At 62.4% G+C, this 18,266-nt stretch carries 19 protein-coding genes; 11 read left to right on the top strand and 8 right to left on the bottom strand.

Annotated features, from left to right (window positions below):
- Window positions 1-379: exodeoxyribonuclease III (locus tag ACN0SW_RS19180; protein ID WP_417729522.1), on the top strand; the 379-nt coding region annotated here is incomplete at its 5' end.
- 72 nt (window positions 380-451) lie between these two features.
- Here ACN0SW_RS19180 and ACN0SW_RS19175 read toward each other — a convergent pair.
- Together ACN0SW_RS19175 and dksA are read right to left on the bottom strand one after the other, a co-directional pair.
- Entirely contained in the window at window positions 452-1,624 is a 1,173-nt protein-coding gene (locus ACN0SW_RS19175; RefSeq protein WP_417729521.1) for an FAD-dependent monooxygenase, read from the bottom strand.
- A gap of 84 nt (window positions 1,625-1,708) precedes the next feature.
- Window positions 1,709-2,164: an RNA polymerase-binding protein DksA gene (gene dksA / locus ACN0SW_RS19170; protein WP_417729520.1), complete on the bottom strand. Its 456-nt coding sequence runs from the start codon at window positions 2,162-2,164 to the stop codon at window positions 1,709-1,711.
- 158 nt (window positions 2,165-2,322) lie between these two features.
- Between dksA and ACN0SW_RS19165 the strand changes: the two genes are divergently transcribed.
- The 4 genes from ACN0SW_RS19165 (at window position 2,323) to ACN0SW_RS19150 (ending at window position 6,180) form a co-directional block, all read left to right on the top strand.
- A complete protein-coding gene (locus tag ACN0SW_RS19165) occupies window positions 2,323-3,162 on the top strand; it encodes an AAA family ATPase (protein WP_417729519.1) in 840 nt (279 codons plus the stop codon).
- Window positions 3,163-3,444: 282 nt separating this feature from the next.
- Window positions 3,445-4,818, top strand: coding sequence for a DUF2927 domain-containing protein (locus ACN0SW_RS19160; RefSeq protein WP_417729518.1), 1,374 nt, complete (start codon window positions 3,445-3,447; stop codon window positions 4,816-4,818).
- 3 nt (window positions 4,819-4,821) lie between these two features.
- A complete protein-coding gene (locus ACN0SW_RS19155) occupies window positions 4,822-4,989 on the top strand; it encodes a hypothetical protein (protein WP_417729517.1) in 168 nt (55 codons plus the stop codon).
- 6 nt (window positions 4,990-4,995) lie between these two features.
- Window positions 4,996-6,180, top strand: coding sequence for a vWA domain-containing protein (locus ACN0SW_RS19150; RefSeq protein ID WP_417729516.1), 1,185 nt, complete (start codon window positions 4,996-4,998; stop codon window positions 6,178-6,180).
- Between the two features lie 11 nt (window positions 6,181-6,191).
- Here ACN0SW_RS19150 and ACN0SW_RS19145 read toward each other — a convergent pair whose 3' ends face one another.
- The 5 genes from ACN0SW_RS19145 to ACN0SW_RS19125 form a co-directional block, all read right to left on the bottom strand.
- Entirely contained in the window at window positions 6,192-6,734 is a 543-nt protein-coding gene (locus tag ACN0SW_RS19145) for an RSP_2648 family PIN domain-containing protein (protein ID WP_417729515.1), read from the bottom strand.
- Window positions 6,731-7,927, bottom strand: a complete 1,197-nt coding sequence (locus ACN0SW_RS19140; protein ID WP_417729514.1) for an RSP_2647 family RNA methyltransferase — start codon at window positions 7,925-7,927, stop codon at window positions 6,731-6,733. Before ACN0SW_RS19140 ends, ACN0SW_RS19145 begins: the two co-directional genes overlap by 4 nt.
- A gap of 43 nt (window positions 7,928-7,970) precedes the next feature.
- Entirely contained in the window at window positions 7,971-8,600 is a 630-nt protein-coding gene (locus tag ACN0SW_RS19135) for a DUF6778 family protein (protein WP_417729513.1), read from the bottom strand.
- 134 nt (window positions 8,601-8,734) lie between these two features.
- Window positions 8,735-9,019, bottom strand: coding sequence for a hypothetical protein (locus ACN0SW_RS19130; RefSeq protein ID WP_417729512.1), 285 nt, complete (start codon window positions 9,017-9,019; stop codon window positions 8,735-8,737).
- Between the two features lie 3 nt (window positions 9,020-9,022).
- Window positions 9,023-11,809 (bottom strand): glutamine-synthetase adenylyltransferase, encoded by a 2,787-nt coding sequence (locus ACN0SW_RS19125; protein ID WP_417729511.1) that lies wholly within the window; start codon window positions 11,807-11,809, stop codon window positions 9,023-9,025.
- Window positions 11,810-11,888: 79 nt separating this feature from the next.
- Here ACN0SW_RS19125 and ACN0SW_RS19120 point away from each other — a divergent pair, with 79 nt between their 5' ends.
- The 3 genes from ACN0SW_RS19120 (at window position 11,889) to ACN0SW_RS19110 (ending at window position 13,775) form a co-directional block, all read left to right on the top strand.
- Window positions 11,889-12,356 carry a YbaK/EbsC family protein gene (locus tag ACN0SW_RS19120; RefSeq protein WP_417729510.1) on the top strand — a complete coding sequence of 156 codons (468 nt, stop codon included), beginning with the start codon at window positions 11,889-11,891 and terminating at the stop codon, window positions 12,354-12,356.
- Window positions 12,357-12,419: 63 nt separating this feature from the next.
- A complete protein-coding gene (locus tag ACN0SW_RS19115; protein WP_417729509.1) occupies window positions 12,420-12,869 on the top strand; it encodes an RDD family protein in 450 nt (149 codons plus the stop codon).
- Window positions 12,870-12,944: 75 nt separating this feature from the next.
- A complete protein-coding gene (locus ACN0SW_RS19110) occupies window positions 12,945-13,775 on the top strand; it encodes an arginyltransferase (protein ID WP_417729508.1) in 831 nt (276 codons plus the stop codon).
- Window positions 13,776-13,854: 79 nt separating this feature from the next.
- Here the strand turns inward: ACN0SW_RS19110 and ACN0SW_RS19105 are convergent, their stop codons facing one another.
- A complete protein-coding gene (locus tag ACN0SW_RS19105; protein ID WP_417729507.1) occupies window positions 13,855-14,664 on the bottom strand; it encodes a protein-disulfide reductase DsbD domain-containing protein in 810 nt (269 codons plus the stop codon).
- A gap of 156 nt (window positions 14,665-14,820) precedes the next feature.
- Between ACN0SW_RS19105 and ACN0SW_RS19100 the strand changes: the two genes are divergently transcribed.
- The 3 genes from ACN0SW_RS19100 to ACN0SW_RS19090 form a co-directional block, all read left to right on the top strand.
- Window positions 14,821-15,375: a YqgE/AlgH family protein gene (locus ACN0SW_RS19100; protein ID WP_417729523.1), complete on the top strand. Its 555-nt coding sequence runs from the start codon at window positions 14,821-14,823 to the stop codon at window positions 15,373-15,375.
- An 80-nt stretch (window positions 15,376-15,455) separates the two neighbouring features.
- Complete coding sequence (locus ACN0SW_RS19095; RefSeq protein WP_417729506.1) at window positions 15,456-17,225, top strand: sensor histidine kinase; 1,770 nt, start codon at window positions 15,456-15,458, stop codon at window positions 17,223-17,225.
- The coding region (locus ACN0SW_RS19090) for a sigma-54-dependent transcriptional regulator (RefSeq protein WP_417729505.1) at window positions 17,222-18,266 on the top strand (1,045 nt) is incomplete at its 3' end. The genes ACN0SW_RS19095 and ACN0SW_RS19090, both read left to right, overlap by 4 nt.

The raw sequence follows: 18,266 nt of genomic DNA, 5'->3' as shown, positions 1-18,266 counted from the left end.
CCGCGATCTTCTGGCCACCGAAGAGCCGGTCCTGATGGGCGGCGATTACAACATCATCCCCCAAGACGAGGATGCCGCCCGCCCCGAGGCTTGGCGCGAGGATGCCCTGGCCCGCCCCGAGAGCCGCGCCGCCTTTCGCCGTATTCTCAACCTTGGCTTCACCGAGGCGTTCCGCGCGCGGGTGCAGGGGCCTGGGCATTACACCTTCTGGGACTATCAGGCCGGGGCGTGGAACAAGAACGACGGTATCCGCATCGATCACTTTCTGCTCAGCCCACAGGCGGCCGATCTCATGACGGATTGCGGCATCGACAAGGATATTCGCGGTCGCGACAAACCCTCGGACCATGTGCCTTTATGGGTGGAACTCGACGCCTGACAGGCGCGGTTGGCCTTAAAGGAATGTGGATCCCCAGCTCATGAACTGTGATATCAGGGCCGAGGGCCGTCCTCATCCCGCCTTGAGGGTCACATCATGCCCATATAGCCACTCAAACTGCCGCATCATCCGGTCAGGGGCAAATGCGCCACCGGCCCGCAACGCCGCATGCGCCGCCCATCTGAGCGGTGGAAAGCTCAGGTGATACTTCCACGCGTTGCGATTGGCCGCCTCGACCACGCGCCGCACCCGCGCTTCGCGCCGCGCCTGATAGGCCGCCAGCCCCTCAGCCAGCCCGGTTGCGCCGCTCAGCGCATCAACCAGCACCCAGACATCCTCTAGCGCCATTGACGCGCCCTGCGCCATGAAGGGCAAGGTGGGATGCGCCGCATCCCCCAAGAGTGCCAATCCGTCGCGCTGCCAGACCCGCGCCACCGGATGCCGGAACAGGCCCCAGAGATGCACCTCCTCGACCGCCGCCAGCATCGCCTGCACGTCCGGCCCAAAATCGCCAAACGCCGCCCGCAACGCCATCGGGTCATCCCGCTGGCTCCAGCTTTCTTCGGTCCAGGCCGCCCGTTCCTGCACCGCTACCAGATTGAGCAACGTTCCGCCCCGCAAGGGATAACTCACCACATGGCGCATCGGCCCCATATGCACCTGCGCCTCGGGACCGCGCCCCCGGTGATTTGGAACCACCGCCCGCCACGCCACCTGCCGGGTAAAGAACGGCGCCAGCGTGCCGTTCAGCACCCGCCGCACCACCGAATGCAACCCATCCGCCCCGATCACCAGATCCGCATCAAAGCTCGATCCGTTCGCCATCCGAACCACGGGCCGCGCGCCGCCCTCGACGGCTGACACCTTTTGCATCAGGCGCAGCTTGACCCCAGCCTCGCGGGCGCCAGTGGCCAGAATCTCAATCAGATCTGCCCGGTGGATGAAATGATAATCCCGGTCCTCCAGCGTGCTCAGATCCAGCCGCAGCACCTCACCCCGCCGGTAATCCCGCAAACTGACCGCCTGCGCCTGCACCGAACGCGCGCGCAGCGCATCTCCCACCCCAAGCGCGCGCAATACCGCAAACCCGTTCGGGCTTATCTGAAGACCGGCTCCCACTTCGGTGATTTCCGGGGCTTGCTCCAGCAATGTTACATCGGCACCGTGCAGGCAGAGCGCGCGCGCCACAGCCAACCCGCCAATTCCAGCCCCAATAACCGCTATGTTCAGCCCATCCAGTGTCATGCGCATCCTTTGATACGAAACGCGCCGGGATGAAAGTCCCGGCGCGCCATTTCGTACAAATTTCACTGGCTAAAGCCGCGTCACTCAATCGTCGCGATGCACTTTCTCGCGTCGCTCATGGCGTTCTTGCGCCTCAAGCGTCATGGTGGCGATCGGCCGCGCGTCCAGCCGTTTCAGGCTGATCGGCTCGCCAGTCATCTCGCAATAGCCGAATTCACCATCCTCGATCCGGCGCAGCGCCGCCTCGATCTTGGTCACCAGCTTGCGCTGACGGTCACGTGTCCGCAACTCCAACGCACGATCGGTTTCCTCGCTGGCGCGATCCGCAACATCCGGAATCGCCCGCGTCCCGTCCTGCAACCCTTCAATCGTTTCCCGGCTGCCCTCTAGCAGCTCCAACCGCCACGCAATCAGCTTGCGCCGGAAGTACTCGAGTTGCCGCGCATTCATAAACGGCTCATCCTCGGCAGGCTGGTAATCCTCGGGCAGAAACACTTCTGCTTTCATCTCGATCCCCTCATCAAGGCCAGTGTCTGGCATAATGAACTCCTCAGACAATCGGCGCCCCTTGCGCGGTGATCTACACCCCGCACCACGGATTGTCACTAGGCAATCACGCGGCATTGATGTGAATTGTCGAACGGTCTAGTTTGCGGCTGAACACAGTGTCGCTGCACCGCAAGAGGATTAAAAAACCGATGAAATTCAAAGGCACCGATGCCTATGTCGCCACCGACGACCTGACGGTCGCGGTCAACGCCGCAGTCACGCTGGAGCGCCCCCTTCTGGTCAAGGGCGAACCCGGAACAGGCAAGACCGAACTGGCCCGACAGGTGGCCGATGCCCTCGGGTTGCGGCTGATCGAGTGGAACATCAAGTCCACCACCAAGGCGCAACAGGGCCTCTATGAATATGACGCCGTCAGCCGCCTGCGTGACAGCCAACTGGGCGACGCACGCGTGCATGATGTGGCCAATTACATCAAGCGCGGCAAGTTATGGGAGGCCTTTGCCTCGGATGAAAAAGTGGTGCTGCTCATCGACGAAGTCGATAAGGCCGACATCGAATTCCCCAATGACCTTTTGCAGGAACTCGACCGGATGGAATTCCATGTCTACGAGACCGGAGAGACGATCCGCGCCCGCCATCGCCCGGTGATCATCATCACATCCAACAACGAAAAAGAACTGCCTGACGCCTTTCTGCGCCGCTGCTTCTTTCACTATATCCGCTTTCCCGATCCAGAGACCCTGCGCCGCATCGTCGAAGTGCATCATCCCGGCATCAAGGACGCGCTGCTCTCGACCGCCCTCACCCAGTTCTTCGAGGTCCGCGATCAGCCGGGACTCAAGAAGAAACCTTCAACGTCCGAGGTGCTGGACTGGCTCAAACTGATCCTGGCCGAGGATCTGTCGCCAGAGGATCTGCGCCGCGACGGGGCTGATGCTCTGCCCAAACTTCACGGCGCCCTGCTCAAAAACGAACAGGACGTCCATCTCTTTGAACGCCTTGCCTTCATGGCAAGACGTCAGCGCTAAAGGAATCGCAGGCCAATGGTCTTTGTTTCACAAACATACGAACTCTGGCCTGCCCCCCTCTTCGCGTCACTCGGCAAATGTCACAATGTTTCCGCAAATGCTCCTTACGCGGAACAGGATAAACAGGAATTCTACGCCCGACCCGGCAAAGGCCGTGGCAGAGAAAGGGCGCGGTTTGCCAAAACGACAACCGCGCTTTGGTCTGTCAGCCTCCGTCGGCAATTGGACCCACGTCGTGCCGATGTTGGTTTCTGTGGTGACCAAAAGCGATACGGGGGCCTTATGCGTCGCATTATATTGCCACTTTGCCTGATGCTCGGGGCCTGTGCCCCCGGCACTTACAGCTATAACGAACCCGCCACGCGAGCCGCTATGCCACAAGAGGCTGGCATGCCCCCCATGAAGATGTTTTCCGCACCACGCCCCATACCACCGCAACGCTCAAACCGCGATATTCAGCGCGATATTCTCGATCTTGGCTTTCAGCTTGAATCGGGTCGGATGCTGCAAAACTTCTCGCGCTTTGAGGGGCCGATCACGGTGCGGGTCACCGGCGCGCCGACAGTTACCCTGATGTCGGACCTCAATCGCCTTTTGCATCGCCTGCAAACCGAGGCGGGGCTCAACATTTCCCGCGTCACCGAAGGCCCGGCAAACATTACAATCGAGGCCGTCAGCCGCGACGCAATCCAGCGCAGCCTGCCCAAGGCCGCCTGTTTCGTCGTCCCCAACATCACCCGCCTGTCGCAATATCGCGCAGCCCGCAATTCCCGCGTTTCAGACTGGAGCCTGATCAAACGGCGTGAAAGAATTGCCATCTTCGTGCCAAATGACACCAGCCCGCAAGAGATGCGCGACTGCCTGCATGAGGAACTGGCACAGGCGCTTGGACCGCTCAATGACCTCTATCGCCTTTCCGACAGCGTGTTTAACGATGATAATGTGCATGCCGTACTGACCGGCTTCGATATGCTGGTGTTGCGGGCCTTCTACGCCCCCGAACTGCGCGCGGGCATGACCCGCCGGGAGGTCGAAGAGCGGCTTCCCAACATCCTGTCGCGGCTCAATCCCGGTGGCGACGCCATAGCGCCGCGCTACGCCAGCTCTACGCCCCGCGCGTGGATCGATGCCATCCAGACAGCGCTCGGGCCGGGTGCCCGCCCAAAAGAGCGCCGCGCCGCCGCCATGGACGCGCTGCGCATCGCACAGACCGTGGGCTGGAGCGATCATCGTCTTGCCTTCAGCCATTTCGCACTCGGCCGCATCTCTCAAGCCTCCGATCCTGATTTCGCAAAGACGCAGTTTATCACCGCCGAACGGGTCTATGATCGCAACTCCGGCACCGAATTGCACCGCGCCTTTACCGCCGCACAGCTTGCCGCCTATGCGGTCTCTCAGGGTCAAGGCGAAGAGGCGCTCATGCTGCTTGGGCCGCATCTGGCCACAGCCGAGCGCGCCGAGAACGCGGCCCTTCTGGCGACGTTGATGATGCTGCGCGCCGAGGCGCTCGATCTTTCGGGCCGCGTCGCAGAGGCACGCGCCGTCAGACTGGACAGTCTGGGCTGGGCGCGCTACGGGTACGGCGCGGATTGGGCCGTGCGTGCCAAACTGCGCGAAGTGGGCGCGCTCAGCCCGCTTAGAGGACCAAACGGGTAAGGCATGATTGTTATAATCGGGGCAATACTGGGCGCGCTGACCGGCGCACTTATGGCGCGGCGACGCAAGGGCAAGCTGGCGGATATCCTGCAATACGCCTTTGTTTTAGCGCTTATTTTCGCCCTCGTGGGCCTGTTTGTGACGTTGATCATCCACCGCAACGTGCTCTGATCCGCGATGTTCCTGCCGTTCTTCGAGAACCTCAGAAAAGCAGGCCTGCCGGTCTCTTTACGCGAATACCTGACCTTTCTTGAGGCAGTGGGCCGTGGCCTTGTCACTTATGACATTGAGGGGTTCTATTACCTCGCCCGCACGGCCATGGTCAAAGACGAGCGTCACATTGACCGCTTTGATCAGGCGTTTTCCGCCAGCTTTTCCGGGCTCGAGGCGATCAGCGCCCAAGACGTGCTCGATGCGGTCGATTTGCCTGCCGAATGGCTGCAAAAACTGGCCGAAAAACATCTGACCGCCGAAGAGCGCGCCGAAATCGAGGCGCTTGGTGGCTTTGACAAGCTGATGGAAACCCTGCGCGAACGGCTCAAGGAACAGCAGGGCCGCCATCAGGGTGGCTCGAAATGGATCGGCACCGCAGGCACCTCGCCCTTTGGCGCCTATGGCTACAACCCCGAAGGCGTGCGGATTGGCCAGGATCAAAGCCGCCACCGCCGCGCGGTCAAGGTCTGGGACAAGCGCGAATTCCGCAATCTCGATGACTCGGTCGAACTCGGCACCCGCAACATCAAGGTGGCCCTCAAACGCCTGCGCAAATGGGCGCGCGACGGGGCGGCCGATGAACTCGACCTCGACGGCACCATCCGCGCCACCGCCGAACATGGGTATCTCGATGTAAAAACCCGCCCCGAGCGGCGCAACGCGGTCAAAGTCCTGCTTTTTCTTGACGTTGGCGGCTCGATGGACCCGCATATCAAGGTGGTAGAGGAATTGTTCAGCGCCGCCCGCGCCGAATTCAAACACCTTGAGTATTACTATTTTCACAATTGCCTCTATGAAGGCGTCTGGCGTGACAATGCCCGCCGTTGGAATGCGCAAACCCCGACCCAAGAGGTGCTGCGCACCTATGGCGCGGATTACAAATGCATTTTCGTGGGCGATGCCAGTATGTCCCCCTATGAAATCGCCTATCCCGGCGGGGCCAATGAACATTGGAACGCCGAAGCCGGGCAGGTCTGGCTCAACCGCGCGCGCGCGCAGTGGCCAAATCACCTCTGGATCAACCCCGTGCCGCGGGCCGAGTGGGATTATACGCAATCCATTCAGATGATCCGTGAGATTTTCGAGGATCGCATGGTGCCCATGACCCTTGAAGGGCTCGATCAGGGCATGCGCAGCTTGGTCCGCTGACTCCGCTTGGATCAGGCCGCAAGCGCCTTGGCCAGACGCGGTAACTTGGCCTTTTTCAACAGTGCGCGCAGCTCCCAATCGCCTGTCGACAGCGCGCGCGCCTTCTCCAGCACCTCCTCGGCCACCTTTGCCACCAGTGCCGGTTGCGCCTGCCATATGCCATGCAGAAAGCCATCGGGATCCGCCCGCCACACCCCCTCTTCCGCTAGGATGTTGCGGGGAAAATCACGGGCGTTCAGCGTGAGAATGCCATCCGCCGACCCGGCAATCGCTGCCGCCAGCACATGCGTATCCGCCGGGTCCGGCAGCCACAGCCGCGCCTCAAGCGACGGCGCATAGCGCACACTCGCCTGTGGCCATCGCGCCGCCATCAGTGCCGCGTCGCCGGACGCCTGCATCTCGGCCTCTGTGCCCAGCTTGGCCGCTGTGTGCCGCCATTCGCCAATGATCCGCTCGGACCAGAGCGGGGTAAAGGCCCCTGCCCCAGCCACACCCAGGATCATCTCGCGCATGACCGTCGGATAGATCACGCAAGTATCGAGCAGCACCTTCATAGGCGATAGAACAACGCCTTGAGATACCCTGATTCTGCCAGATTGGGATGCAAGGGATGATCCGGCCCGGCAAACCCGGTATGGATCAGCGGTCCCATGCGCCCGGCCCGGCCAATACCGCGCGTACAGGCCGACCGGAACTTGCTCAGATCCGCCGCATGCGAACAGGAACACAAGACCAGATATCCACCCGGCGCCACCAGCGGCGCGGCCAGTCGCGCCACCCGCTCATAGGCGCGCAACCCCTTTTCCATCGCCTGCTTGGTCGGGGCAAAGGCGGGCGGATCACAAATCACCAGATCAAACACGGCCCCCTCACCGGCCAGCGTTTCCATCACGTCAAATGCATCGCCGCGCCGTGTGGTGAACCGCTCTGTCGCCCCCATCCGGGCCGCGCCATCTGCGGCCAGAGTCAGGGCTGGCTCAGATCCGTCCACCGCCAGCGCATGCTCTGCCCCCGCCGCCAAGGCCGCGAGGGAAAAGCCCCCCACATGGCTGAACATATCCAACACCCGCGCGCCCCGCGCCAATCGCGCGGCAAAGGCATGATTGGGGCGTTGATCGTAAAACAGCCCGGTTTTCTGTCCGCCCAGCAGATCGGCCATGTAAATGGCCCCGTTCATCGGCACTGGCACCGGGCCCGTCGGGGCCTCGCCCGCCAGCAGGGCGCTCACATCGTCGAGCCCCTCCAGACCACGCGCCCGGCCCCCTGCATTCTTGAGCACCGTGCGCACGCCCGTAACCTCCTGCAGCGCAGACACGAGATCGGACAGCATTCCCTCAGCCCAAGCCGCATTCGGCTGGATGACCGCAATATCGTCAAACCGGTCGATCACCACCCCGGGCAACCCATCCGCTTCGGCATGCACCAGCCGGTAGAACGGCGCATCATGCAGCCGCGCGCGCATTTCATGCGCCCGGCGCAGCCGCGCCACCAACCAGCCGCGATCAATGGCAACGCTCACATCGCGTTCCATCATCCGCGCCATGATCTTCGAGGCCATGTTGACCGCCACCAGCCCCAGAGGCGCGCGTTCGGCATCCTCCAACAGGGCAATGGTGCCTGCCGCGAGCGCCTTGGTGCGCCGGTCGGTCACGATTTCATTGTCGAACACCCAAGGCGCGCCATGACGGATGGCGCGGGGCTGAACATTCGGACGAAGGCGGATCACAGGATAAGGGGACGGTGTCATACCGTCCCCTTACGCCGATTGCAGCCGGTGGAAAAGATCAGATTTATTCGGTGACGCTCAGCGCCGAGATCTGGTCGCTCTCGGGGCGCAGCGGCAAGGCCAATTCGGCTTGGATCACGCTTGCCAGACGTTCAGTAATCCGCACCTTCTGCGTAATGCCACGCCGCTCAGCGGCAATCGCAGCCTGACCGCCAAATGCCTTGAAATCGGCCCTGACGGCCTTGGGTGCAGAATATGCCTCGCCTGTCACGGGATTGCGATAGATCAGATTGAAATGGACCGCATGCATGCCACCGATGGTATATCGCGCCTTTTCGCTCAGCGCATGAAACCGCGTCACCTCGACATCGAGCACCACAGGCACCCGCCCCGGCTGAAGCCCGGCCACGCCCCGCGCCAATCCGCTTTCCATGATTGCCTTGACCTGCGCGCGCCGATCCCCGGGCGCATCCTCGCGCCAGACAATGTCACCCATCGGGTAATAGCGGTTGGCCTCAGAGACCTTGAGCGATTTTGGGACGCTCACCCGAATTTGCTGAACATCAAACGACACCGGCACCGCGCGCAGCGCAGGTTCTTCATGCAGGGCGTTGCGGGTTGCGGTGTCAACATTGGCACAGGCAGACAAGCCAAATCCAAACATCATCACAGCGATAAACTTCATATAGCTCATGTCTTCCTCCATGGGCTGTGCCTCGTTACGCAACCCATGGATGACCCCCAATTAGGGCGCATTTTAGACAAACTCGGTGTTTTACAGTGTCAGATGACCGCGATCCGGTCTTTTATCCAAAGAAAACAATGCTCTTACACCTGACCCTCTGAATCACGTGGCCGCGACCGCCAACCGCCCCGCCTGCGCGCCGGGCCTGCGCTAGCTTGCCCCTCACGCAGAACCTGCGTCATCGGATGCGCGGGATGCTCTGCTCCGTAGCGCTCGGTCATCTCCGAGATCGCGGCTTGCACGTCCTGTCCAACAGGCAGCGACAAGGCCCAATCCAGAAACACCGACCGGCATTCGGGTTCGGTAATGCCCTCGATCCGGTAGGATTCGCGGATCAGCCCTTTGGGGTCCAACGGATCACGCTCCATGGCTCAACGTCCTTTCGGCAGGCGCATCAGCGCCGCATCCATCACCGACGCGGCCCGATGGCACACCCCTTCCAGCCGGTCTTGTAGCATGCTCAGATCCTCTTGCCCGGTCTCACGCAGCAGGAATGCCGCGCCCCCCTCTCCCATATGCTCCGGATCGAGCGGCTTGTCGCTGATCAGCCGCGCCACCATCTGCAAGCGCCAGCAAAGCGCATAGGCCTGCCCAAGCGCTGCGCCATCCCCGTCACTCAGCCAGCCGATTGCGACACCGCCCTCCAACCCGGAGGCCACATCGCGCGCGCCCTGTCCCGCCATCAGGTTGCCTGCCTGCGCGATCAACTCCAGCTCCAAGAGCCGCCCCCGACCCAGCTTGGCATCCCATGGACCGGCGGGGGCCTTGGCGCTCGCCACCCGCGCCCGCATCTCCGCCACCGCCTCCAGCACATTTTCAGGCGCGGCTTTCGCGCGGATCAACTGCTGCCGGAACGCCTCGACATCCTGCGCCAGCCCCGGCTCGCCCGTGATCACCCGTGCCCGCGTCAGCGCCAGATGTTCCCAGGTCCAGGCCTCCTCCTGCTGATAGTTCTGGAAACTCGGCCAACTTGTCGCCACCGGGCCCTGATTGCCCGATGGCCGCAACCGCATATCCACCTCATAGAGCCGCCCCTCAGCCATCGGCGCGGTCAGCGCCGTGATCATTGCCTGCGTCAGGCGCGCATAATACGGTCGCGCCGCCAATGGCCTGCGCCCTTCAGATGCTTCGGCCTCTCCGGCATCGTAAATCACAATCAGATCAAGATCAGAGCTCGCGTTCAACCGCGCCGCGCCCAACGATCCCATCCCCAGAACCACCGCCCCCCGGCCCGGCGGCACGCCATGTTTCTCGGCAAATTGCGCCTCAACGAGCGGCCAGACACTGCCAATCACCGCCCCGGCCAGATCGGCATATTGCGCGGCAGCAGCATCCGCATCCACCAACCCGCGCAGATGATGCACCCCGATACGGAAATGCCATTCCTTGGTCCAGCGGCGCGCGGCATCAAGGGCGCGCTCGTAATCGCTTTCCGCCGCAAGACGCGCCGAAAGCTCGGCTTTCAATGTCTCAGGTCCCGGCCATGCGGCAAAGAAATCGCCAGCGATCACCGCATCGAACACCCCTGCGTTGCGCGACAGATGCGCGGCCAGCGCAGGGGCGGTGCCCACAATATCCACCAACAGATCAATCAATTGCGGATTGGCCTCGAACAGGGCAAACACCTGAACCCCGGCGGGCAGCCCGGCGATGAATCCGTCAAACGCCAACAGCGCCTCGTTGGGATGTGCGGTGCGCGCCAACCGGGACAGAATATCCGGTTTCAATCTTTTAAAGATTTCGACCGCCCGCGCCGAACGCAGCGCCGGATAGCTTGGCCAACGCGCGATCACCTCGCCGTCCAGCGCCTCTGCCGCATCAGAGGTGCCGCGTGCCTCTTCGGGCTTAAAGAACCCCTCGATCAGGTCATGAACCTCGGTCAGCCGCACCCGGATTTCAGCACGCAACTCGCCGGTGTCACGCCCCATGAACGCCGCCAGCCGGTCGAACTCTTCCGGGGAATTGGGCAGCAGATGCGTCTGCGCATCGCGCAGCATCTGCACCCGGTGCTCGACTTCGCGGTGAAAGCGGTAATGCCCGGTCAGGGCCAGGGCTGCCGCCTCAGGCACCCAGCCTTTCGCCGACAGCCGCGCCAGCCCCTCGACCGTGCCGCGCATCCGCAACTCGGCATCGCGCCCACCTGCGATCAATTGTCGGGTCTGGGTGAAAAATTCGATCTCGCGAATACCCCCGCGCCCCAGCTTCATGTTATGCCCCTCAAGGCAGAGCGCGCCCCCCAACCCCTTATGCTCGCGGATGGCCAGCCGCATGTTATGGGCATCCTCAATGGCGGTGAAATCCAGATGCTTGCGCCAGACAAAGGGCTTGAGCGTGCGCAGGAACCGCGCGCCAGCCTCCAGATCCCCGGCGCAGGGCCGCGCCTTGATATAGGCCGCGCGCTCCCATGTGCGCCCCAAACTCTCATAATAGGTCTCTGCCGCCGCCATCGCCATACAGACCGGCGTCACCCCCGAATCGGGCCGCAGCCGCAGATCGGTGCGAAACACATAGCCCTCGGCGGTGCGATCGTTCAGCATGGACGACATCTTGCGCGTGGCGCGCACATAGGCGGTGCGCGCCTCGTGAAAATCCTCTCGTGCCAGCCGCGTTTCATCAAAGAGGCAAATCAGGTCGATATCAGAGCTGTAATTCAGCTCATGCGCGCCCATCTTGCCCATGGCCAGCACCACCATGCCCGCGCCCGTGGCGACATCCGCCTCGGTCATGCCCGGCAATTTGCCGCGCCTGATCTCCGCCGCCAGCGCCGCTTTCAGCGCCAGATCGCAGGCCAGATCGGCAAAATCGGTCAAATGCCCCGTGACCTCTTCCAGCGGCCAGACGCCGCCAAGATCGGCCAGCCCGGTGATGAGCGCCACCCGCCGTTTGCCTTCGCGCAGGGCACTTGGCAGGCGGTCGCCCGGCGTGTCCCCAAGCGCAGCAAAGAGCGCGGCCAAGGACGCCTCCGGGTCATCAAACGCGCCCCGAAGCCATCCCGCCTCTTGCACAATCAACGATTTCAGAAACGGGCTGCACCCGCCCGCACCGGCCACCAGATCAGACAGCGCCCCGCCAATATCGGGCAAGGCCGCACGCGCCTCCTCTCCCTCGACAGGATCATAGGCATGTGGCAGGCGGGTGAGGCGATCAGCAAAATTCATGGTCTGAGTGATACAAGCCACGCAAGGCTGGTCAATGCCCCACATGCCTGAAATACTGTTAAAAAACCGGAGGACAAACATGAGCAAAAGCCTCAGGCGCGTGATCGCCGCGCTGCATGCCGCAGGGCAGGATATCACGCCGATCGAGACAGGCAATGCCACCACCGCGCAAATGGCCGCCGACCTTGTGGGGTGTGACATTGCTCAAATCGCCAAATCTATCATGTTTCGCGGGGCAGATTGCGGCGCGGCTGTGCTCTTTGTCACTTCCGGGGCCAACCGTGTCTGCGACGCCCGCGCCTCCGCCGTGGCGGGCGAACCTCTTGATAAGGCCGACGCCGCCCTTATTCGCGCGCAAACCGGCTTTGCCATCGGCGGTGTCTCGCCGGTGGGTCATCTGACCCCGCCCCGCGCCTATTTTGATCCGCATCTTTTGAGCTTCCCGCAGGTCTGGGCCGCCGCTGGAACGCCGCGCCACCTTTTTGGCATCGCCCCGCATGATCTCTTGCGAATTTGCGGCGCAGATCTGGGGGAATTCACCGCCTGACCCCTTGCAAACCAAGGGTTCACCCCCAACGTTGAGGGCGCAACAGAGGATCAAAGCCGGATAATGACTGACACAAACTGGCACCTGCCCAACCCTGACACACAACCGGAATTTTATGCCGATGTGCCGGTCAAGCGGCTCGTCGCCTTTGTCGTCGATATGATCGTCATCATCGGCCTCAGCCTCGTGATCGTGCCTTTCACCGCCTTCACCGGCCTTTTCTTCTTTCCTTTGCTTGTGGCCGCAGTGGGCTTTTCTTACCGCGTCGTGACCATCGCAAACGGATCCGCCACTTGGGGCATGCGCCTCACAGCCATCGAATTTCGCGACGCAGGCGGCGCACGCTTTGACCTCACCTTGGCATTTTTGCACACACTGGGGCTCACAGTTTCCTTTGCCCTGCCGTTACTTCAGGTGATTTCCATCGTGATGATGCTCACGAATGAGCGCGCACAAGGACTAACCGACCGGGTGCTCGGAACCGTCGCGATCAACCGTCGCGCGGCCATGTGAGACAGCGATGACAAGCCTCTTGGCGGGGCTTATTATCGTTGGTATCGTTTGCCAAGGACAGACAGCGGATAAACCATGCGGCACACCCTTCCTATCGCGCCTCAATTTTATGTGACGGCGCCGCAGCCTTGCCCCTATCTGCTGGGCCGGATGGAGCGCAAGCTGTTCACCGCACTCCAAGGTGAAGGTGCGCAGAGGCTCAATGACGGGCTGTCCAAACAGGGCTTTCGCCGCTCGCAAAACGTGCTCTATCGTCCGTCCTGCGCCGATTGCGCTGCATGTCTGTCGGCGCGGATCAACGTCGCTGAATTCACCGCCTCCAAGGGCCATCGGCGCACCTTGCGCCGCAACGAAGGCCTGAACCGCCGCGCCACCTCGCCTTGGGCGACCGAGGACCAATACACCCTCTTTCGTCGCTACCTCGAAAGCCGCCACGCGACCGGCGGCATGGCGGATATGGATACATTCGAATTTGCCGCCATGGTCGAGGAGACCCCGATCCGCACCCGAGTTGTGGAATATACCGAGGCCGAAACCGGCGCGCTGGCGGCGGTATGCCTCACGGATATTCTCGATGACGGGGTGAGCATGGTGTATTCCTTTTACGAACCCGACCGCAACAAGGATTCGCTCGGCACCTATGTGATCCTCGACCATGTCGAAATCGCGCGTGAAAACAATCTGCCCTATGTTTACTTGGGCTATTGGGTGCCCGGCAGCCCCAAAATGGGATACAAGGCTGGCTTTACCGGGCTAGAGGTCTATGTCGGCAACCGCTGGCAAAAAATGCGCGACCCCGAAGAGTTCCGTGATCAGGCGCATCCGCTGGTCAATGACCCGATAGCGGAACAGGTGGCCAATATCTCGCTGCCCGATGGCAGGCCGCTGCGGTCCCGCTCGGTGTAATCACCCCCGTCGGGGTTCTTCTGTGACAGGTGTCTGCCCAACCACCAGAGCACACCGCACAAACGGTTAACCCGCCCGGTTAACCCGCCGGACATCCCTGAATGTCCACCGCATCGCCACTGCTCAGAATCGTCAAACGCAACCCACTCCGGTCGAGCATGAACCCGCGCCCCTCGGCGTGGAAAATCTCGGCCTCAGCGCGCAGCCGATTGCCGTTGCGCAGGCTTTCGGCCTGCGTCACCCACAGCGACGGATTGCCGGTCTCAATCACCACCATTTCCTGCGATCCCATCGCGGGCACATCGACCTCTGCCACCAGATGCACCCCCCCCTCTATGGGCGAGACCTTGCACGCCACCCGTCCGACGCCGGCTTCGACCTGCGTATAGGGCCGCGCGGCCAGCGCCGCCGCGATTTGCGGATCAGGCGTGCGTTCAGCCCCATTCAGGCGCTGCGACACAGAAACAGCCATCGGCACACAGATATCGCTACAAATACCGATCTCCATATCGGCACTCAGCGTGATCGCCTGACCGGCCCGCACCGGCGTCAACCGCAATGGCAAAACCAAAACATGTTCATACCCAATGGTGCGCATCCCATTGGTCACAGTCTGCTTTGGTGTCGGCCATTCGATTTCTGCACGGGCAAGGTTTTCAGAGCCGCGCCAATCGAATTGCGGCGGAATCCCCGCCTCTCCGGGCGCACGCCAATAGGTTTTCCAGCCATCGGCCAGCGTAAATTTCAGCGCCGCCACATGGCTTCCATCGGCCATCTGCCATCCCGGCAGAACGCTGACCGACACCATATTGTCCTGCGCCCGCGCCGGTTCGGACGGCAGCACAAGCCACATGACTGCTAAAAGAAAGACAAGCGTATGTTTGATCATGATGGTGACATGGGGCATTCTGTGCCGATTGCCAACTCACAATCCAGAGAGAATTCTTGCGAATAGGCAAAGAGACGCCTTGCGCCCCGTGCCCACTGCCCCCATTTTCTGTGAAGGACAGCACAGAGGCCACGCGTGACGCCAGCCCCGCAATATATGAATCTGACCGGAAAACTGCTCATTGCCATGCCCGGCATGGGCGACCCACGCTTTGCGCACTCGGTCGTACTTATGTGCGCACATTCTCCAGATGGGGCGATGGGACTGATCATCAACAAGCCGACGCAGGATCTCAGGATGCGCGATCTGCTCGAACAGCTCTCGATCCAAGCTTCCCAACAGATCGGCAACAGGCCCGTGCATTTTGGCGGTCCGGTCGAACACGGTCGCGGCTTCGTACTGCATGACCGGGGCTATACATCGGCCATCTCGTCGCTCGATGTGAATGACGATTTCGCCATGACCGCCACCTTGGACATTCTTGAGGATCTGGCCCGCGGCAACGGTCCCGAACGCGCACTTCTCGCACTTGGCTATGCCGGATGGGGTCCGGGGCAACTCGAAGCGGAGCTGGCGGAAAATGGCTGGCTGACCTGTGACGCCGATTTCAAACTGGTGTTCGACACGCCCGACCCTGCAAAATGGGAGGCGGCGCTTGCCCATCTGGGCGTTTCGCCCCTGATGCTTTCACCCGAGGCCGGACATGCCTGACTCTCTCCATCGCAAGCGGCCTGCGCCGGGACGGCTTTGCCGCTGGCCAAGCGGGCCAGGGCGCTGCTAGATTACGGGCCATGTTGCCCAAGTCGCCTTTCACCCTGATTATAGCCCCGTTTCTGCTGGCTGTCGCCGTAATCACCGGCGCGCTCTGGCACTACGGCTATCGTACCGCGCTGACCGACCTGTCACGGCGCGGTAGTGCCGATATGGCACTGGTGCTGGGGGGGCTCGTGTCAGACCTGCAACGCTACCGCGATCAGGCGGTGGCGCTGGCGGATCATCCGACGCTGACCGCACTCCACCACCCCGATGTCCGGCATCAGGCCTCGGCGGCGCGGCGCCTGTTGACCGCTTCCGCCGACCGCACCGGGGCTACAGCGCTTTATTATGTGGACAGCTCCGGCAACCTTCTCGCTGGCACCGGCGCACGCCTGCCTGCAGGGCTGGCAAACTCGGCCCCGTTCCTGCGCGCGATGGATGGTGCCCTTGGCACCGCCCACACCATGAGCCCGGACGGCTCTGAGCGGCTCTTCCAATTCGCCTCCCCCTCGTTTGGCCCGGATGGCAAGGTGCGCGGCGCGCTTTTCGTGCTTGCCGATGCCGAGAATGTCGAATTCGGCTGGCGTGGTCTGCAAACCGCGGTGTTTCTGGTCGATGATCTGGGCCGGGTTTTCATGTCAAACCGTTCAGAACTGCTGGGCTGGCGCAAGGTACCGCAAGACACGGTGTTGATTCCACCCAATGGCACGCCCATCCCCTTTGCCCGCAATCTCGTTGCCGGTCATGAAATCTGGCAGATTGACCTTGGCCCCTACCTGCCGCGCCGCGCCCTGCAAGTCAGCCAGACCCTGCCCCGGATCGGCATGACCGGAGCAGCGCTTGTCGATGTGGCCCCCGCCCGCCGGCTGGCAGGGCTTCAGGCCGGGGCCGTGGCCGGGGTGCTGCTCTTTTTCGGCGCGCTGCTCTATCTTGCACAGGAACGCCGCCGCACACTGGCGCGCGCCAATGCCCAACTCGAAGGCCGCGTGGCCGAGCGCACCGCCACTCTCACCCGCACCAACCTTGCCCTGCGTCACGAAATCCATGAACGCCAAGAGGCCGAGGCCGCGCTCAAACGCGCACAGGCCGAACTCGTGCAGGCGGGCAAGCTCAGCGCGCTTGGCAAGATGAGCGCAGGCATCAGCCATGAACTCAACCAGCCGCTTATGGCGATCCGCCAGTTCGCGGCCAATGGCGGGGCGTTTTTGCAACGCGGCTCGCCCGACAAAGCCGCCGAGAATCTCACCCGTATCGACGAAATGGCCCACCGCATGAGCCGCATCATCCGCAACCTGCGCGCCTTTGTGCGCAACGAGAACGAACCGATGGGACAGGTCGACATGGCACAGGTGATCAACACCGCCCTCGAGATGACCACCGCGCGCCTTGCCCAAGATGGCATCACCCTCGACTGGCAGGCTCCCAACGCCCCGGTCTGGGTGCGCGGCGGCGAGGTGCGGCTTGGTCAGGTCATGGTGAACCTCATTTCCAATGCCGCCGACGCGATGGCCAAAAGCCCCGAAAAACGCCTCTCAATCATCCTCTCCGCCGGGGTCCCTGTCACCCTTCAGGTGCGCGATACCGGCCCCGGCATTCAGGAACCCGAAAAGATATTTGATCCGTTCTACTCAACAAAACTCGTTGGCGACGGCGAAGGCATGGGTCTTGGCCTGTCGATCTCTTACGGGCTTGTCCAGAGTTTTGGCGGCAAGATCACCGGCCGCAATACCGAAAGCGGGGCAGAATTCACCGTGGCGCTCGACCCGTGGACAGAGCCAGGCCAGATCAAGAAAGGTGCCGCATGATCCGCAAAGTGTTGGTGGTTGATGATGACAAACCCGTCCGAGAGGCGCTGAGCCAGACGCTGGAACTGGCCGAGTATTCAGTCCGCGCTGCGGGCTCTTTCATCGAGGCCAAGGACCATATCAGCCGCGATTTCGCAGGTGTCATCCTGTCGGACATCCGCATGCCGGGGCGCGACGGCTTTCACCTCTTGGCTCATACCCGTGCGCTTGATGATGAATTGCCCGTCATCCTGCTCACCGGCGAGGGCGACATTCCAATGGCGGTCAAGGCCATGGGCCAAGGTGCATTTGACTTTCTTGAAAAGCCCTGCGCGCCGGGGGCCCTGATCCCGGTGCTGGAACGGGCGATGAAAAACCGCGCGCTGGTGCTGGAAAATCGCCGCCTCAAGGCACAGTTGGAAACCGGCGATCCGGCGGCACGGATGCTCTTTGGCACCTCGCGGATTGCCGAAGACATGCGCCAGACCGTGCGTCAGGCGGCACGCGCAGGCACCGAAGTGCTGGTGATCGGCCCCCCCGGCGCAGGCGTGTCCAAGGTGGCCGAGGTCATTCACCTGATGTCACCCCGCGCGAGCGACCCGTTTGTCAAACGCAGCGCCGCCCGGCTCGATCCCTCTGCCCTCGACATTTCGCTGCAAGAGGCGCGCGGCGGCACGCTCTTTCTTGATGAAATCCCCGCCCTGCCGATGGATAGCCAATATGCCCTGCTGGACCGGATGGAATCCGGCACAGACACGCGGCTTATCGCAGGCAGCACCGCCGATCTGGAAGAGGCCGCGCGCGCGGGCCGCTTCAACGCCGATCTCTACTACAGGCTCGAGGTCATGCGCGTCCGCATCCCTGCCCTCTCGGAACGCCCCGAAGATATCCCCGTGCTCTTTCGTCACTATGTGGCGCAGGCCGCCGAACAGGCGGGCCTGACCGCCCCCGAAATCAACCCCGATCACCTTGCGGCGCTGATGGCGCAGGATTGGCCGGGCAATGCCCGCTCGCTGATGTCGGCGGCGATGCGCTTTGTGCTGGGCATGCCCGACAGCGCCG

This window comes from Roseovarius sp. (assembly GCF_048262375.1).
Classification (GTDB): Bacteria; Pseudomonadota; Alphaproteobacteria; order Rhodobacterales; family Rhodobacteraceae; genus Roseovarius.
Note: the sequence above shows the minus strand (reverse complement) of the source record. Positions and strands in the feature narration are given on the sequence as shown.

What these genes read in the sequence shown, in the direction of transcription:
- ACN0SW_RS19175 (WP_417729521.1), bottom strand. Translation starts at nt 1,624, where the DNA reads ATGACACTGGATGGGCTGAACATAGCGGTTATTGGGGCTGGAATTGGC.
- dksA (WP_417729520.1), bottom strand. Translation starts at nt 2,164, where the DNA reads ATGCCAGACACTGGCCTTGATGAGGGGATCGAGATGAAAGCAGAAGTG.
- ACN0SW_RS19165 (WP_417729519.1), top strand. Translation starts at nt 2,323, where the DNA reads ATGAAATTCAAAGGCACCGATGCCTATGTCGCCACCGACGACCTGACG.
- ACN0SW_RS19160 (WP_417729518.1), top strand. Translation starts at nt 3,445, where the DNA reads ATGCGTCGCATTATATTGCCACTTTGCCTGATGCTCGGGGCCTGTGCC.
- ACN0SW_RS19155 (WP_417729517.1), top strand. Translation starts at nt 4,822, where the DNA reads ATGATTGTTATAATCGGGGCAATACTGGGCGCGCTGACCGGCGCACTT.
- ACN0SW_RS19150 (WP_417729516.1), top strand. Translation starts at nt 4,996, where the DNA reads ATGTTCCTGCCGTTCTTCGAGAACCTCAGAAAAGCAGGCCTGCCGGTC.
- ACN0SW_RS19145 (WP_417729515.1), bottom strand. Translation starts at nt 6,734, where the DNA reads ATGAAGGTGCTGCTCGATACTTGCGTGATCTATCCGACGGTCATGCGC.
- ACN0SW_RS19140 (WP_417729514.1), bottom strand. Translation starts at nt 7,927, where the DNA reads ATGACACCGTCCCCTTATCCTGTGATCCGCCTTCGTCCGAATGTTCAG.
- ACN0SW_RS19135 (WP_417729513.1), bottom strand. Translation starts at nt 8,600, where the DNA reads ATGAGCTATATGAAGTTTATCGCTGTGATGATGTTTGGATTTGGCTTG.
- ACN0SW_RS19130 (WP_417729512.1), bottom strand. Translation starts at nt 9,019, where the DNA reads ATGGAGCGTGATCCGTTGGACCCCAAAGGGCTGATCCGCGAATCCTAC.
- ACN0SW_RS19125 (WP_417729511.1), bottom strand. Translation starts at nt 11,809, where the DNA reads ATGAATTTTGCTGATCGCCTCACCCGCCTGCCACATGCCTATGATCCT.
- ACN0SW_RS19120 (WP_417729510.1), top strand. Translation starts at nt 11,889, where the DNA reads ATGAGCAAAAGCCTCAGGCGCGTGATCGCCGCGCTGCATGCCGCAGGG.
- ACN0SW_RS19115 (WP_417729509.1), top strand. Translation starts at nt 12,420, where the DNA reads ATGACTGACACAAACTGGCACCTGCCCAACCCTGACACACAACCGGAA.
- ACN0SW_RS19110 (WP_417729508.1), top strand. Translation starts at nt 12,945, where the DNA reads ATGCGGCACACCCTTCCTATCGCGCCTCAATTTTATGTGACGGCGCCG.
- ACN0SW_RS19105 (WP_417729507.1), bottom strand. Translation starts at nt 14,664, where the DNA reads ATGATCAAACATACGCTTGTCTTTCTTTTAGCAGTCATGTGGCTTGTG.
- ACN0SW_RS19100 (WP_417729523.1), top strand. Translation starts at nt 14,821, where the DNA reads ATGAATCTGACCGGAAAACTGCTCATTGCCATGCCCGGCATGGGCGAC.
- ACN0SW_RS19095 (WP_417729506.1), top strand. Translation starts at nt 15,456, where the DNA reads ATGTTGCCCAAGTCGCCTTTCACCCTGATTATAGCCCCGTTTCTGCTG.